Source organism: Solibacillus sp. GQ1 (assembly GCF_059758555.1).
The window spans coordinates 211,525-228,807 of sequence record NZ_JCAXEX010000001.1 but is presented as its reverse complement, the minus strand read 5'-3'; the positions used below and the strand labels follow the sequence as shown (position 1 = coordinate 228,807).

Here is a 17,283-nt window from a genome sequence, read left to right as displayed (position 1 = left end):
TCAATAAAGAATAGAGTGATTTTTTATTACAATGCGTCTGTATATAATTTGCCTTCCGGTAAATACTCGGACATGCCGATTTCTTCCAGACCATTTTTAATTTTGTATGTGTGACCTAAACGGTTTTTAGATAAATAATTCGCTTTCGAAATCAGCATCTCTTCAAATACCGGCAATTGTGATGGATCTACATCTTTCCAGTATTTATAAGAGTTAATCAAGTCTTCAAGCGTTAAGTGCTGATAATCGTCACCGGCAAATTCACCTTTTGGATTCACACGGTACCAAATATCACCGTTTGAACGGATCCACTTGTTCTTTTCAATTTGCAATGCACGGCTAATCGATTTGGCCGCTTCTAAATATTTAGGATCCTGGAATTCTTTATATGCCAATAATAATACATTCATGCCACCAAGTACATGGTTCATCGATGCATGTGTTGTCACCTGCTGATTCACAGGGAAGTAATCTGAAATATAATAAGCATCTTTAGCAACATTGATTACATGCCCCGCCTGTTTACGCGATGCTAAAAGGTCCGCATAATTGCGTAATGGCTCTTTATAGTTCGGCATATTAAACTCGGCCCCGGAATTATAGTAGAATAACGCAATCTGCTCATTGAAGCGTGTGTCGATAAACGGTGCAGTAATGCCAAATAAGTTTTTCAAATACGTACTCGTTACTTCTGTCTTCCAGTAAGTCGCGTCGCCTTTGAACTTATTCAAGTTAATGAACGAGTTTTTCACTAAGTTTGCAAAATAACGGTCGCCCTGTTCTTTTAATAATACAAGTGCGCGGTCTTCTTTTACCAACAATAGATTACGCCCGAACCCTTGGTAAGATTTCGGCATTGGCTCTGTAGTTGTCGCCATTTTATTGTATGGACCTTCTGCTGTGTACCAGTTGTTACGCTTCTTATAGTTAAGCGCAGTTTCAAGCATCCAGCCATTCATATTTTCATCTGTTTTAAATAAACGTTCATTTGAATTCATATACCATGTGTCAACAATATCATTGCCATTAGAAACAAGTGTATAGTAGCTGAATAAATCTTCGCCAAGCCATGCTTGTGAATACGCTTCATACTCCGATTCCAGATCACGCATATAACTTGTACCACCAGTATCTTTATAGCTTTGTGTTAATTGTTTTGAACGATATGCCTTTCCGACCATACGATCTGTCGCCAGCTTTTCGTTCTCCATAATGCGTAATAATCCTGTCGGGTATGATGACGAGTCAAAGCCAAATACATCGGCTGAATTTTTTTCAATTGGGAAACGATCATAGCGGTACAAACGGTAATTCGTTACATTTGTCGCTTTATGGAATAAATCCACAGTCAGCTTTGATTTTCCCTTGTTCGTCAATGTTGTAAATACAAAGTCATCGCCGTTTTCCAATGAACGAACCGTTACTTTTACAGTTGCCCCTTGGTTTCCGACTGCATAATTATAAACTGTATCCTTTGCAACACCGTAAGTTTCAGTCGTTGTTCCTTTAAATACAATCGTAGCTGTTGAACGAAGATATAACGGGTTTGCATCCGATGTTACTTGTGCAAAGTTCATTTCTTCACGATTGTTTTTAAAATTACTGGATACTTCCGCTGCTTGCACTTTATATTCGTTTTTTGCAATTTGATTTGTTGCAACTAATGCACGGTGAAGCATGACCGAGAACGTAACACGGTTAACTGTTGCTTTCGGATCGTAAGTACCGTCTTCACGCCCTGTTGTAATTCCGTGCTGCGCTAAAATTTTAACATTTTCGCGATGTGATTCACTGATTTTGTTCCAGTCTTTAAACGTCAGTTCTTTACCTGTATCTTTCAAATCAAATGCACGCACTAAAGTCGTTGCCATCTGTTCACGTGTTAACGCATCCGCTACACCGAAACGTCCGTCTGGTTTACCACCAAAAATACCAGCTTCATATGTAGAAAATACACCTTGTAAAAAGCTAGATTTCGCACTTACATCCGAAAACTTATTTTGATATTTACCGACCGGAAGCTTTAACGCACCTTTAAATAGGTTTGCCGCCTGACCACGGTTAATATTTAGATTGGGACGGAACTGTGCATCCGGGTAACCACCGATAACGCCCATTTCTACAAGCTGCATTACTTCATTTTTAGCCCAGAAACTATCAGGTACATCCGCAAGCTTCTGCTTAACCGTTAACTTTTCACCTGTTTGCGGCTGATTAGCTGGCTCCTCTGATGACTCGTTTTGTTCTGCATCTGTTGCAGGCTGTTCAGTTTGTGCCGGAGACTCTTGCTCTTGCTCTACTGATTCCTCTTTTTCCGAAGATGTTTCTGTTTGTGGTTCTTGCTGAGCAGGTGTAGTTGTTGTTTGTTCAGCTTTTTCATCAGCAGAAGTAGATTCCGCTTCCTTTTCATCTGTAACCGTTTCCTCTTGAACTACTGGAATATTACCGGAATCCGTAGTTTGAGTCATAGTAGTGTTTGAATTTTGTGCTGTTGGATTTTCAGCTTCAACTGTGCCTTGTACATTTGCATACGTCGCGGTTGGTAGCGCTGTGGATAAAAATAGTAGCGAGGCTAACAGTGCTGATTTTATTTTCAACATTCGACAGATTCCCTCCTTTTATTTCAATAACGTATAAATTATACCGAATATCGCCATATATTTCACTGAAATGTACAATATTTAATAGAATAATAGCAATCAAATTAAGTGTAGCACGCTACTTGTTATGAAGCGATGGTAATTCTCGCTTTCTTTAGTAGGTATTTCTTTTTTGGGGTGTCGGGTGAGGCAGTTCTACTTTTGCGCGTCATGATTCTACATTTCGACAAAAAGGTTCTACTTTCCGGCGGGGGCTTTCTACTTTTCTGTATTTAGGTTCTACTTTTAGAGTGATTTGTTCTACTTTTAACCATGGTGGTTCTACTTTCGAAGGGCAGGTGGTGGCGATTATCTTTTCCAGGTTCTACTTTCGAGCCGGAACTTTCTACTTTTCCCTTCTAAGGTTCTACGTTCTGACGGCAACCGGCTAATATCTTTTACGGGGGCCACTTTCAAGCACAAACTTTCTCCTTTTGCATAAGAACTTTCCATTTCTTCTCTGCCCTCTATCTCAATATTTTAATCTCTAAATTTCCCCATAAAAATACACTTGAGCTTATTCAAAACTCAAGTGCATTCGTCAAAACGCTTCCTTATTCTACTCCAATAACAATAAAGTCATCTGAAGTCGCTTCGATAACATTATATAAAAATGTTGCTAACTGGGCGCGTGTTAATTTCATATTCGGGCTGAATGTTGTAGCAGTCGTACCTTTTGTAATTCCGTAATCTACTAATGTCTGGATGTATTTCTTCGTTGCAGTATCCGTTAACTTATTGACATCGGTAAATTTCGTCTTTGTAGTAGTAGATTGTTCCAACTCAAAGCCGATCGATAACATTTTTGCTAACTGATAACGAGTCAATGTTGCGTCAGGACGGAATTCATTGCCATAGCCGTTTACAATGCCCGCTTTATTTAATGCAGAGATGGCCTTGTAATATTTGCTTGATGTTGGAACGTCCTTAAAACCTGGATTGGGTGCTGTACTATTTTGCAGATTTAATGCATTCGCTAAATATAATGCCGCGTCCCCACGTGTAGCCGATTTACCTGGCTCGTAAGTTTGACTCGTTACGCCTGAAATAATGCCTTCATTATATAAAGAAAATATTGCGTTTGCATGTGAATTCGTTTCTTTTACGTCGGTAAATGGATTTGTAGATGCCTGTACTGAATGGCCACTTATTATAACACTCGAAATAATAACAAGTACCGCAGTAAGAATTGAGCCATAGAAAAACTTATTCATTTATTTCAACCCTTCCTCTAAAACTAGTTAGCATAATTATACAATAGTTTTACTTTTGTGTAGATGAGAACTTACAGTAGGCATCTCATTAACCTTAACCAATTTTATTAGAAAGATTATTGAACATATTCGCTGATTTCTACCCTTTATTAGAACTTCCGATAGCGATATTAGCATTTTCATGTATTTTTGCTGTAAGTTCAACTATATCTAAGCCCATACCGCGTCTATTTATTAGAAGACTAAATCATCATAAAAGGCATACATGCAATCTAGCATGTATGCCCTTACCTGCAACCTAATTCGTTCTTAATGTTGGAGTTAAAGTGAATGTATCGACTACCGCATTGCCTGCTTCATCAACTACATCCTCAATTCCTGCACCTGGGGTAATCGTAACGGTCGTACCTACATCTTGATTTGCAGACAAAGTAACCTTTACAATATTGCCTGACGTCGATCCTGCTACTGATGCAATTCCGACCGTTGCTCCTGCAGCATTTACAATTACAAATGAATCTGTATCAAGACCGCTTACATTCTCGCTAAAAGTAAGCTCAATTTGGTTTGCTGATGTAAATGCAGCGGAATTTAATACCGGGCGAATATTTTCATTCAAATTGACTTCAGTTGTTATGTTCGGCTGATTTGCAATTGAATCTTTCGCTTTCACATTTCTAATCGTTAATTCACGCGGTCCAGTTGTCGTTGTTTCATTTGGCGATAGTGTCAGAATAACCGTATCCAATGCATTATTCAGAACTTGCGCATTTGCAATCTTTGCATTTGGAATAGAATAATTGCTTGCAACAGATGCTGTTGTTGCATCTAAATCATGGTTAAACTTCAATCTTACTTGATTGTTCGTCAATGTTGGATCCGTCACGGAAGTTGTAACTGTCGGCGTATTCAATACATTTTCATTGTTTGAATAATCCGATGTACGTTGGAAAGTGACTAATTTATTTGCCGTATTTACGCCATATGCACTATCTACTTCTGTGAATGATAATGTCACATTGTACGTTGCATTATCCGCATCACCTGTTCCGAGTAAATCGTCCAGTTTTACACGCACTACAGTACGATTGCCGTTTTCTCTATACTCTAGCGCTGTTGCTGTTCCGTTGAATGAATGTGTAACTCCGCCTTTTACATAGGTGCCGGAAGCGGTTACACGAGATGCATTCACTAAATCCACTGGTTTGTTTAGTGTAATATTTAAATACTCGAAATTACCTTCTCGTGTTACAGAAGTTGTCGCTACTTCAGGTGCCGCTGTATCAAGCGTAAACGAATGAGTAGTCGTAAAGGTATTCGTTTCACCTGAAATATCGGTAATCGTTTTACCTGCTGCTGTGCCAATATTATATACACCGGTTAAATCATTTGTAGCAGTTACAATATATGAACGATCATCCCCAGCGACTGCATCAATTCTAGTAATCGCATTTGCCGAATTCCCTAAACGTAACTCCAGATCACCTACAGCCGGTTTTTGAATTCGTTCCGAGAATGTCAGCCTGAATGTTTTCGGGCCTGTTTGTGAAATGCTTGTTAGCGTTGGTTTAACTCCATCAGCCCCGCCCATTGCAAAGCTTGTCGTTAACGGGTTTGGTGTACTGAAGTTTCCGGCAATATCACGCAGTCCTGCAAATGAGGCAGTCACTTGTGTATTTGCGGCTAATGGCTGACCATTTACCATCGCATTTGATAAATCAAAGTCTGCATACGTAGCACCCGCAGCGATTTCTCCAGTAATACCTGTTACATTCGTACCGTTGGCAAGTCTGAATGTAATACTGCTGTTACTAAATGCGCGCAAAGGCTCTGAGAACGTAACGCGAACAGTTTTCGCATCTCGGTTTACTGTACTAATTAACGTTGGTGCCACTGTATCCGTACCAAAATTGACGACGTCATCAAATGGAGTAACCGTTGTACCGGCTGTATTTTTTACATTGTTTACTTTTACAAGATAGCGTCCTGATAAAGCTGCAGACCCGTTTGTAGAAATTGTCCATGTACGGCCATCTTCACTTAACTGCCCTCTCGAAAGAGTAACGGCACTATTATCTACAGCCGAAACCGTTACATAGTTTGCCAATTGTGCAGATGTTAAGCTGGCAGGCAAATCTACTCTTTGATTGAATTTCACTTCAATTTGTCCACCATTCAGTGCCTTCACCGATGCGACTTTCACTTCTGTAACCACATACGTTACTTTCGCTGAATAATCTTTACCGTCAATTTTAAATTCAACAGTTGTTTCCTCATTTTCAGGAAGATTATTTTCTAAAGTAACTTCATGTTCGGAGTTGTCGCTTAATGTGACTTTCAATTTATTTGCTGCAGTAGCTTCTGCTGATTTAACTGTTAACACAACATTATACGTTACGGAAGTTGCATACTGCTTACCGTTAATCGTAAACTTAACCGGTGTTTCTTTACCGGCTTCCAGAGGAGTATCCAATTTTACTGTATGTTCCGTATTGTCCGTAAGTGTAACTTTTAATGTTGAAGCGTCAACGACTTCAATCGCTTTCAACCCTTCACCCGGTACTGCCACTTGTAGCAATTTGTACAGGAATGAAGAGAACTGTCCACGTGTTGTGTTACCTTTCGGATTGAAGTTCGGTACACCTGTTACATTATAGAAATCTAATACTCTAATTGCTGAACGTGCCTCTGCCTTAGCCCTATTATAATCAATGACATCCTCTTTAAAATCTTGATTCATAACATGTCCTAGGAAGTCAAAATTATTAATATTCGTATAAGCGCGCACTAAAACAACCGCCATATTTTCACGTGTAATCGGATCGGCCGGTAACAGGTTTCCGTTACTTCCGTTAAATACACCGTTGTCTTTTACTAATGCCGCGTATTGCAATAGCTCGTCCTGTGATGTGCTGCGCAAGTCTGAAAAGCGCATATTTGTTTTATAATCTGAAGGAATTTTATAACCTTGTGACACTAAGTATTTACCTAATAGTTTTACAACATCCGAACGTGTCAATGTACGATTTGGTTTAAATGTGCCATCCGGATATCCTGAAATGATGCCTTGGCTTACAAGTGAATCAATTGCACGCTCATGAGTATTTCCTGCTGTGTCCGAAAAACTGGCCGCACTTGCCGCCGGAACAATTGCTGAAGCTACTAATGTCGCAGTAGCTGCCGTCGTCAAAAACTTCTTATACTTTTTCTGCATCTTTATTAACCTCCTAGTTTGTAAAACAATTAAATATATTGCCTCTTCTTCAAACTTGCTTACAACCTTTGCATTTCCACCAATTATTTGAATATAAACATAATTTAGTTAAAATGACTAAAAAGTATTATAAATATATAAAAAAGCATATCTATCGAGATAGATATGCTCCAAAAATTAGTAGTTAATATTCGTAGGGACAGTAAACTGAAGCGGAGAGAAGATAAGTTTATTATTTGCCAAATCACTAACTGTCGAAGTGGCTGTTTGTGAAATAGTGACAACTTGATTTGCTTTCAAAGGCTGAGCTAATCGGATTGCAACTTGTTCATTGTTTGTACCAGATGAATAAATTTGTGAAATCGGCACAGCTAAATCACCTACTTTTACTTCAAACGAATGATTTAACGCATTTTTTACCGCCTCATTAAATGAAAGGGTAATCGTATCAGTACCAGTAATATTGTGGTACACATATTGTGGTGCGATATTTTCATTCAAATAAACCAATTCTGTTTTAGGTTCCATCGTTACAATTGAATTTAACGCCCGGAGATTGCTGATTGTCAAATTTGTCCCTCGCGGGTAGGCAATATCGCCTTCTTTAACCGTTAAATACACTTTATGAGGTTCATTGTGATTTACTACTGCACGCTGGATTGTCATACCGTCCAATACATAATTTTGCAGGTTTGATGCCGTAACACCATCCACATATGTTGAGAACGTAATAACAATTGTTTTATTATCAATTACCGTTCCTTGTCTAGCATTATACGACGTTTCCACACTTAAAACAGAAAGCTTTTCTTCATTTTGTGCAAAATCCGAACCTCGCACAAAATTCACTTGGTAGGCCGGATTTACCGCTTGACCATACTCACTCGTTACCCCTGTAAATGTAGCACCTACAGAATAAGTGTAGCCGGAATTTGTTGTCAGCCCAGTTAATGTACTTAGACGAACACGGATTGTTTTATCATTCGTTGCTGATTTTTCAAGTTGCCCTACTAAAGAGTCCTTTAATGGATACGTATACCCGTTTAAAATATAGCTGCCCGTTAGTGTCACTTGTGCAAAGACTGCTGTTTCAACATTGCGGTCAAATGTAAACTCTAAATATTCGATTCCTTTATCTTTTACAACATTAGTACTAACAACAGACGGGATTGTTGTATCAGCAACAAAGTTGTAAGCAGTTGAGAATACGTTTACTTCTCCGGAAACATCTGTAATATAGCGTCCTGGTGTCGTTGTAATTGTTGTATAGCCGTTTAATGAGCCATTTGTCGTAACAATATAGGAATTAGCATCATCTTTATCTTTTACAATACTAGTAATTCCCGGTGAGTACGTATTTTGAGAAATTGTAATGTCTGCCGGCACGATTGTACGGACCTCTTCCGAGAATGTTAACTTGAACTTTTTTGCACCAAGTTGCGTTACATTTGTTAACGTTGGTACAACCCCATCTTTATCCCCTTTTGTAATATACGTAGTTAACGGGTTTGGTGAAGATAAGTTATTCGAAATATCAATGATTGTTCCAAATGTGATGGAAATTGCTGTGCCTGGTGCTAAAATTTGCCCTTTTGCAATCGCCGCCGATAGATCATAAATAACTTCTGTTGCGTTTTTTTCAATTGTTCCTTGAATTCCTGACACTACTGTACCATTTGCTAATTTAAATTGGGTAACGCCAATAGGATTTGTAACCGGCTCTGTAAAAATTACTTTTACTTTAGTAGCCGAAACATTTTCTACTTTTAAAACTCCCGGTGCTGTTTTATCAGGTACGAATGTTGCGATATCATCGTATTTAACAAGCTTTTTCGATGTTGCTGATTCGATACCATCAACTACAATACGGTATCGTCCTTCTAGCCCAGTTGTTGCATTAATTGTCACCGTCAATGTGCGCTTATCTTCGCTTAATTGGCCTTTTGACAACTGTACTTGTCCAAGACGATCAACACCTGTAACTGCAACGAGTTTATTAATGGCCGCTGTATTTAACTCAGCCCCGAGTTTCACCGGCTGATTAAATGAAATCGCGATTTGCCCGCCATTAGGGTTTGTAATAGAAGAAACTTTCAAATCCGGCACTTCAAATTTCACTTTCGTTGTAAACGTTTGTTCGTTAACATCAAATGTAACTTCAGTTTCCACATTTTCCACTAACGGCGTTTTTAATGTCACAATATACGCCTTATCATCAGAAAGCGTTACACGCAGTTTGTCTGCTGCTTGTACTTCTACTTTTTTAATTGTTAAAACCGGTTTTTCCAGTTCAGGCTTTGGTACTTCAATTTGCAGCATATTATAGAGGAACGTAGCAAACTGACCGCGCTTTGTCGGATCTTTCGGATTAAATGTTTTTTGCTTTGTCACCGCATAGTAAGCCAATGTTTCAATTGACTCCTGATGTTCCGTAGATGTCCTGTTTAAATCAATAATATTCGATTTATAGTCAGTTTCTTTCATTGCTTCCACATAATCAAATTCATTGATCACTTTAAACGCGCGCACTAAAACAGTCGCCATCTGGTCGCGGCGTAACTGGTCACGGTGCATAAGTGCCCCATTACTACCTTGGAAAACCCCAACATCCTTTACTAATGCCGCATACTGCAACAATTCATCCTGAGATTTTGCCGTTAAATCTGTAAAGCGCATTTTCGTTTTATAATCTTTCGGTACTTCATGTCCTAATGAAACTAAATATTTCCCTAAGAGTTTTACTACATCTGAACGCGTCAAATTTTGATTCGGTTTAAACGTGCCATCTGGATATCCTCCGATAATGCCCTGTTCTGATAAAATCGTAATCGCATTTTCGTGCCCGCTGCCTTTAATATCTGAAAACGATGCGGCACTAGCTGCTGGAACAATAGCTGTTGCTGCTACAACGGCTGCTGCTGCAGATGCTAGAAACTTAGAATACTTTTTCATATGTAACGCCTCCAATTTCTATTCTATTATTTTATATATGTAGAAACTTTATTTGATTATGACTAACTTCAGCGATTACTAGATTTGTACTGTCCAAATAAACGGTTTGCTCCTTATCGATAAAAGCTAATTCCTCAACTATTACTTCTTCATATTTCCAATTTTTAAACAACGATATTACTTCCTTACAATTAATCTCCAGGACATTCATTTTCGTTTGAAAATAGCCTTGAACATCTAGTAGACGTCCATTTATTTTCAATTGACTAAAAAAATGCATATAAATCCCTCCATAGTAAATATTGTATAGAATTATATATGAATTTACAAATTTTCTCACAAAAAAAGCTCCCTCTATTAAATAGAGGGAGCCAAAATCGCAATTACTAATATTATTTAGCTTTAACTTCAATGTTTAATTTTTGAGCGTTTTTACGTTCAGCTTTATCTGTAACAGATGCGTTACCGATAACTTTTACAGCTACTGTATCTACTAATGAGAAGTTAACCTCTTTAGAAAGAGTTACACGGATAGTGTTTTCTTTACCAGCAACTGGTGTAGCAGTAGCTAGAGTAGCTTCAGCTACTTGACCATCTACGATTAATGAGAAGTCAGAAGCGAATGAAGTTCCTGGTAGAACTGCTTCATTATATGTTAATTCGATTGTTTCGTTATCAACGATTACAGCAGAAGTTAATTCTGGAGCTTTCGTATCTTGAACAGCAATTGTTTGCTCATAAGCTTTAACAGTTTTTGTACCTGCTAAGTTTTGAACGTTAGAAACTTTCATTACAGCTGTCTCGTTGTCAGCAGTAATTGTACCTTCAGCTAATTTAATAGTTGCTACTTTATTATCAGAAGAGATAGTAATTGTAGCACCTGTTAATGCTTTACCGTCTAATGTGTAGTTAGCTAAATCAGTTGCAGAACCTGCTACTGCGCCACCTTTAACAGCTTCTGGGAAAGTAACTTTAATTGTGTCAGCAGTAGTTGTATCGAATGCACCTGCATCCATTTTAAATTCAGTTGAAGTTTTAGCAGTACCGAAGTCAAATGTCATGTTGAATGCATCTGATTTGTTAGCAGCTAATGCTAAGTCTGTTACTAAGTCTTTGTTAAATGTTACAGCTAATTTACCTTCAACTAAAACTGGAGAAGCAAACTTGAATGATACTTTCTTAGAACCTTTTTCAACTGAACCAGTTAATGTGTTTAGCTTATCATCAACTTTACCTTCAGCGTTTACAACAGTAGCAATATCTTTAAAATCAATTTCATCGTTAGCAGCTAATGCTTCGTTGAATTCTACAACGATTTCTTCTACTTTACCATTTTCATCAACAATGATGTCATAGCCAGTAGCAACTGGTTTAACAGCGTCTTTTGTTAATGTAACAGATTTTGTAGTAGCAGCAAACTTGTTGCCTAAAGCATCAGTCATTGTACCGCCTAATACTACAGTGAATGTACGAGAATCTTTGTCAGCGAAAACTGCGTTGTCTTTTAATTCTACTAAGAATTGTTTGTTGTCAGATTTTTCTACAACTGTTGCAGTATCACTTGTTACAGCACCTAATAATTCGTCTTTAATAATACCGTTAACTAAAGCTTTTGTTACTGATTCAACGTTCATTGCTTTATCGAAAGTTACTAAAATAGCGTTGTCGCCAGCAGCTTCAATTGTTGCTGTTGGAGCTACAGTGTCTACAGTTACTTCAAATGTTTTTGAAGCTTTAACTGTTTTGTTATTAGCAGCATCTACAACATTGAATAATTCAACAGTGTGAGTTTTACCTGCTTCAACTGTAACACCAGTTAAAGTAATTGTTTTACCTTCAACTTTAGAAATTGTAGCTTCTTGACCGTTGATTTTTGCAGTATTTACTGTTGCAGCTTCAGTTAAAGTAACTACTACTGCATCAGTAGCTTTACCTTTTGTTACAGCTTTAACTGAAACGATTGATGGAGCAACTTCATCTTTGTAAGTTACAACAGATACATATTTAGCAGTTTTTACTAAACGATCTTTAGCAGTACGGATTGGTTCAACTACTACAGCAGCATCCTTAACGTCAATTGCTGAATCTGAGTTTAATGTTAATGTTTTGCCATCTTCAGATAAAGAAGCTGTATCTAAAGTTGTACCTTGGATCGATACTTTGTTGTTAATATCAGTTTTTAATACTGCTTCACTGAATTTAACTTCAACAGTTACGCCGTCAACAATGTTAACTGACATTACTTTTGGAGCTTCAACTTTGAAAGTTACTGTAGCAGTATATTCTTTACCGTCGATTGTGAAAGTTACTTTAGTTGCTTCATTAGCTTCTAAAGCTTTCTCTAATGCAACTACATGAGTAGAATCATCAGATAAAGTAACGTTTAAAGTTTTAGCATCTACTGCTACTGCTTCTTTAACAGTTAACTCAACTGCTGTGTTAATTGTTTTGTTTAAGAATGAAGCGAATTGACCACGAGTTACTGTGTTTTTAGGGTTAAAGTTTTCAACTACAGTAATACCTAAGTCACGTAAAGCTTGGATTGCTTCGCGAGCTTCTGCTTTAGCAGTTGCTAAGTCAGCAACTTTAACATCTTCAATTTCAGTAGCTAATTCTACTAAAGTAGTATCATTGATTGCTTTGAAAGCACGGTCTAAAACTAGAGCCATGTTTTCGCGAGTGATTTTGCCAGATGCGTTTAATGCACCGTTAGAACCGTTGAATACACCAGTATCCGCTACTAATGCAGCATATTTTACTAATTCTTGGTCTTTAGCATCTACTTTAATGTCGTTGAAACGAGCTTTTGTTGCGTAGTCAGCTGGGATTTCGAAACCTTGCGCTTCTACCCATTTACCTAACATTTTTACAACTTGGCCGCGAGTTAATTCTTGGTTTGGTTTGAATGTGCCGTCTGGGTATCCTTGGATAATGCCAGCATCAACTAATGCGTTGATGTTCACAGCATGTGAGTTTGTGTCAGCAACGTCTGAGAATCCAGCAGCAGAAGCTACAGGAACGATTGCAGATGCTACAAGAGTAGCTGTAGCAGCAGCTGCTACGAATTTTGTATATTTCTTAGGTTGGTTAGCCATAGAATGATTTCCTCCAATAAAAACATTTTTTTATCATTTCAATAAACATTGTCTCGTATATTACGATAACATTATCTAGTATATTAGTAAGGTTTTTTAATGTCAATGCTATTTTAGGAAATATAAAGGAAACCCACCAATACTAATATTACCAATGCTTTAGTTTTCAGAACTTTAAGTATTATTATTGGTAATAATTAATTTACATGGTAATAATTAGTTTTATAATATAATTTTTATATTTTTACAAATGGTATAAAAATGGTATTTTTATGATTTCCTAATTAGTATATTAATTACAAATATAGAACTAGAGTTCCCATACCTTCCAATGAAAGTAGAACGTTTAAGCCCAAATGTGGAAGTTAGCGAAGAAAAGTAGAATACCTAGTTAAAGAAGTAGAAATTTTTCTATAATAAGTAGAACAAAATACGTATAAAGTAGAATCTGGCCTGATAAACACGAAAAAAGCCATCTCGAATGCCAGAGACAGCTTCCCCTTTACCTATAAAAATAACAACCCAGCTACAGCCCCGGTAACAACGACAATCCAAGGCGTCATTTTCCAATAAGCAAGCATGCTGAATAACACAACAGCTAACGCAAAATCCTTTGCCCCCAATATAGAACTAGTCCAGATAGGATTATATAGCGCTGCAATTAAAATACCAATTACGGCCGCATTTACGCCCATAATAGCACCTGTAATTTTCGGATGGTTACGTAGTTGATCCCAAAACGGCAGTGCACCAATAATTAAAAGAAACGCTGGTAAAAAAATCGCAAATGTCGCGACTACCCCACCTTGCCAGCCGTTCATTACCGTTCCTATATAAGCAGCAAATGTAAATAGTGGACCTGGTACGGCCTGCGTGACACCGTATCCCGCTAAAAATGCTTCTTCACTCATCCAGCCTGTTGGGACAAATTCCCTTTCCAGTAAGGGCAGCACCACATGCCCCCCACCAAAAACGAAAGACCCTGAGCGGTAAAAACTATCAAACACCGATAACCAATAAGAACCTGTGGCCTCTTTCAATAGAGGCAAAGCCACCAGTAAGCCTATAAACAAAAGAAGGCAAAACCCTCCAACCCGTTTAGAAACAGGAAAGCGCGACTGTATCCCTACCACATCATTCTTCTGTTTCAACAATAAATACCCTATACATGCGGCAATTATAATTACCCCGACTTGACTAAAAGCAGTTTGCCAAAAAAGTGTCACAAGCAAAGCAAAAATGGCTATTGCCTTCCTTTTCAAATCAGGTGTCAGACTTTTAGCCATCCCGATAATGGCATGTGCAACAATCGCTACCGCCACAATTTTCAAACCATGAATCCACCCCGCATTTCCGACATCAAACCCTGTCATGAGTAATGCAAATGCAATAAGTGCTACAACCGAGGGAAATGTAAACCCTATAAATGATGTAATTCCCCCCAGTATTCCAGCGCGCATAATTCCAATGCCGATTCCCACTTGGCTGCTCGAAGGCCCGGGCAGAAACTGACAAAGCGCAACTAAATCCGCATAGCTTTTTTCATCTATCCACTTTCTTCTTCGTACATATTCTTCATGAAAATATCCTAGATGAGCAGTCGGTCCCCCAAAGGATGTCAGCCCTAATCGTGTTGAAACCAAAAATATTTCGAGAAGTGATTTGATTCGATTTTGCTTCATAGAATTCATTGCTAACTCCTTAAGCCTCTTTTTTAGTGTACTCTTCTATATTTAATCTTTACCTTTTCTAAAAGTAGCACTTCTCTCTCGCTTCATATAGCCTATTTCTCATAATTTACATACTTTTTACACTTACTTTGCAATAAGGTTTATAATGAAACTATATTTTCTATTACACTGTTAATATATGTGTGATTTACTCCAAATTAGGGTATTAAGCATATGTTAATAAAAATATTGAGGTGAATTTATGTTCGAGTACAAGTTTTGGCATCATCTTTCACACCCATCGCAACTCATACATAATATTGAACGTAGCGAAGATCAAAGACTTATAGGGTATCGGAAAATTTTGCTGGCTATTTTTGGTTTTACTTTACTGTTTTTTATAGTCCGCAACTTCTGGGGGATGAATACAACCGACTTAACAGCATTGCTGGTAAATGGTGAAGGAGATTTATATAGTTTCGCTCGACTGATGTCATTAATCGGTGCGATTCTGGCAGGTATTTTATTTTTTATCATTCATTATTATGTCATTACATATTTGATTCATTTATTGACAAATATCGATTACGGCTGGATTCGAAAGATACAGCTATATGTCATCTTTTTCATTGTTCTTGAAAAACTGCTGACGGTGATTATCTTTGCAATAGCAGGATATTCTACACAGTTCACTATGTTTTCATTGGCACCTATGATGGCATACGTATATTATCATGACTATTTATTGTTCTTCCTGAATCAGCTAACAGTCGCATCGATAATAGCGGTATGGATTCAATACATATTTTTGTCGAATTGGACAGATCGACCGAAAGCGTTGCTGTTTAAGTTAATACTTATTCAAATCGTATTGGCATCGCTTGTTGCGTTATATAGCATTCTTCCTGTTTTAACTTGGATCGAAGGGTGGCTTGGTCTGTAATGCGTATGACAAAAAAAGTAAAGATATTTAGCGCAGTTGCCTTTGTGTTTGTTTTGGTGAATGGTTATTTACTGTTAAAAGACAATGATATTATTATGAAAAACTACTATATTAACAATGTGCAGTTTGCAGTAGCCGATTATCATGAAAAAGTTCTGGAAACGGATGCTGTTGTTGCAGCGAAGCAGGAACATTTCATCGCAGCGCCTGTACAATCAATTAGCGAGGTGCTCGTTACACAAGGACAAAGTGTTAGCTTGTTAACGGAGCTTGCCATTTATAAACCGGAAGAAGCTGAACGTGAAATTTCACGTCTTGAGACAGATCGCGACGCTTATCAAAACGAGCTATCAGAATTGGAAAGAATCGTTTCAGACTTACAATCCGAAAACAGTTCTTCCTCACCGAGTACAGCAACAGACTCAACAACACTTGGCGATAATGAATTATGGAATATTAATTTAACACTGGAGCTGGGTATTGAACAAAGTACGCCAACAGCAGAAGGTATTGCGATTATTCAACGTTCCATTGCGGAAACGGAGCGTCAAATTAGCATTTTGGACAGTATGATTTCCCAGTTAAGTAACAACAATTCTTTAACTACACCAGTGGACGGAATTGTTAAGGAAATTGTTCTTGAAGGCGATTCGATTATTTTCCAAATTCAATCACTTGAAAAGAAATTTGTTGCCTATGTGGAACATGAAGACTGGAAGGAAGTCGAAATCGGTCAAAAGGCTTCTGTTATTTTGAATGAAGGCAAAGAAGATGAACTGGTCATTGATGGAGATGTACTGGAGAAACAGCAAATACCAGCACGTGATTCCATTGCGTTTAATGAAATGAAAAAGAACGATAAAGTAAAGCCGGATGATACGGTCTATGAAGTTAGCATCGAACCAACTGACTTGTTAACGGAAACACCGATTGGAATACTTGCAGATGCGACAATTACAACATTTGAAGCAAATGACAGCTTCCAAGTAAACGAGAATTGGCTTGTAAAATATGAACAAGACAATTCAGAAAACCTTATCTATACAGTCGGAGAAGATGGGAAGACAAGATTAGAACCGGTTGACCTACTATTCAAGCATAAAGCGGAAATAAAACAAGAAGAGTTCATGTACGGCGAACCGATTGAGGAAAATATCGAAGAAGAAGGCCTTGAAGAGGATGCCGTAGTTACTGAACCGCGCATCCAAACTGTTGAGCTGGAAGATTCCAAGAAAGAGGACGCTGCTAAAGATGAAGATTTAGAGGACACGGCTGTATTTACAGCTCCTATCGCACCACAGCAAATCTTTATTGACGGCGACGAAAAGAATCTGTTCGCCCCTACATTCAGACCGTACCCATTACATACGTTTGAATGGACATATGTTGATGCGACATGGAAAGATGCTCTTTGGTATTTAATTAAATAAAATATGAAACGGCGGGAACATGCTCTTCCCGCCGTTTTATTATGATACATAACACCGTGTTTTGTTGTCTTTCAGTACGGGTAAAGACAAAAAATAATAGACATGGAATATAGAATTTTACTAAAG

At 37.9% G+C, this 17,283-nt stretch carries 9 protein-coding genes; 2 read left to right on the top strand and 7 right to left on the bottom strand.

The annotated features are described in order from the left end of the window. Positions 1–26: 26 nt before the first annotated feature. The 7 genes from AC6CH1_RS01050 to AC6CH1_RS01020 all read right to left on the bottom strand — a co-directional run bounded on the left by AC6CH1_RS01050 (position 27) and on the right by AC6CH1_RS01020 (position 14,805). Positions 27–2,600 (bottom strand): S-layer homology domain-containing protein, encoded by a 2,574-nt coding sequence (locus tag AC6CH1_RS01050; protein WP_498316087.1) that lies wholly within the window; start codon positions 2,598–2,600, stop codon positions 27–29. A gap of 593 nt (positions 2,601–3,193) precedes the next feature. Further along, entirely contained in the window at positions 3,194–3,853 is a 660-nt protein-coding gene (locus AC6CH1_RS01045; protein ID WP_498316085.1) for an S-layer homology domain-containing protein, read from the bottom strand. Between the two features lie 298 nt (positions 3,854–4,151). Further along, on the bottom strand, positions 4,152–7,067 hold the full coding sequence (locus AC6CH1_RS01040) for an S-layer homology domain-containing protein (protein ID WP_498316083.1): 2,916 nt from the start codon (positions 7,065–7,067) through the stop codon (positions 4,152–4,154). Positions 7,068–7,244: 177 nt separating this feature from the next. Further along, positions 7,245–10,019, bottom strand: coding sequence for an S-layer homology domain-containing protein (locus tag AC6CH1_RS01035; protein ID WP_498316081.1), 2,775 nt, complete (start codon positions 10,017–10,019; stop codon positions 7,245–7,247). Between the two features lie 31 nt (positions 10,020–10,050). Further along, positions 10,051–10,299, bottom strand: a complete 249-nt coding sequence (locus AC6CH1_RS01030) for a hypothetical protein (RefSeq protein ID WP_498316079.1) — start codon at positions 10,297–10,299, stop codon at positions 10,051–10,053. A gap of 112 nt (positions 10,300–10,411) precedes the next feature. Next, positions 10,412–13,114 (bottom strand): S-layer homology domain-containing protein, encoded by a 2,703-nt coding sequence (locus AC6CH1_RS01025; RefSeq protein ID WP_498316077.1) that lies wholly within the window; start codon positions 13,112–13,114, stop codon positions 10,412–10,414. Between the two features lie 506 nt (positions 13,115–13,620). Then, a complete protein-coding gene (locus tag AC6CH1_RS01020) occupies positions 13,621–14,805 on the bottom strand; it encodes a chromate transporter (RefSeq protein ID WP_498316075.1) in 1,185 nt (394 codons plus the stop codon). A gap of 241 nt (positions 14,806–15,046) precedes the next feature. Between AC6CH1_RS01020 and AC6CH1_RS01015 the strand changes: the two genes are divergently transcribed. Together AC6CH1_RS01015 and AC6CH1_RS01010 are read left to right on the top strand one after the other, a co-directional pair. Further along, positions 15,047–15,727 (top strand): amino acid transporter, encoded by a 681-nt coding sequence (locus tag AC6CH1_RS01015; protein WP_498316074.1) that lies wholly within the window; start codon positions 15,047–15,049, stop codon positions 15,725–15,727. Beyond that, positions 15,727–17,157, top strand: a complete 1,431-nt coding sequence (locus AC6CH1_RS01010; protein WP_498316072.1) for an HlyD family secretion protein — start codon at positions 15,727–15,729, stop codon at positions 17,155–17,157. The genes AC6CH1_RS01015 and AC6CH1_RS01010 overlap by 1 nt, the downstream gene beginning before the upstream one ends. Positions 17,158–17,283: the final 126 nt, after the last annotated feature.

What these genes read in the sequence shown, in the direction of transcription:
- AC6CH1_RS01050 (WP_498316087.1), bottom strand. Translation starts at nt 2,600, where the DNA reads ATGTTGAAAATAAAATCAGCACTGTTAGCCTCGCTACTATTTTTATCC.
- AC6CH1_RS01045 (WP_498316085.1), bottom strand. Translation starts at nt 3,853, where the DNA reads ATGAATAAGTTTTTCTATGGCTCAATTCTTACTGCGGTACTTGTTATT.
- AC6CH1_RS01040 (WP_498316083.1), bottom strand. Translation starts at nt 7,067, where the DNA reads ATGCAGAAAAAGTATAAGAAGTTTTTGACGACGGCAGCTACTGCGACA.
- AC6CH1_RS01035 (WP_498316081.1), bottom strand. Translation starts at nt 10,019, where the DNA reads ATGAAAAAGTATTCTAAGTTTCTAGCATCTGCAGCAGCAGCCGTTGTA.
- AC6CH1_RS01030 (WP_498316079.1), bottom strand. Translation starts at nt 10,299, where the DNA reads ATGCATTTTTTTAGTCAATTGAAAATAAATGGACGTCTACTAGATGTT.
- AC6CH1_RS01025 (WP_498316077.1), bottom strand. Translation starts at nt 13,114, where the DNA reads ATGGCTAACCAACCTAAGAAATATACAAAATTCGTAGCAGCTGCTGCT.
- AC6CH1_RS01020 (WP_498316075.1), bottom strand. Translation starts at nt 14,805, where the DNA reads ATGAATTCTATGAAGCAAAATCGAATCAAATCACTTCTCGAAATATTT.
- AC6CH1_RS01015 (WP_498316074.1), top strand. Translation starts at nt 15,047, where the DNA reads ATGTTCGAGTACAAGTTTTGGCATCATCTTTCACACCCATCGCAACTC.
- AC6CH1_RS01010 (WP_498316072.1), top strand. Translation starts at nt 15,727, where the DNA reads ATGCGTATGACAAAAAAAGTAAAGATATTTAGCGCAGTTGCCTTTGTG.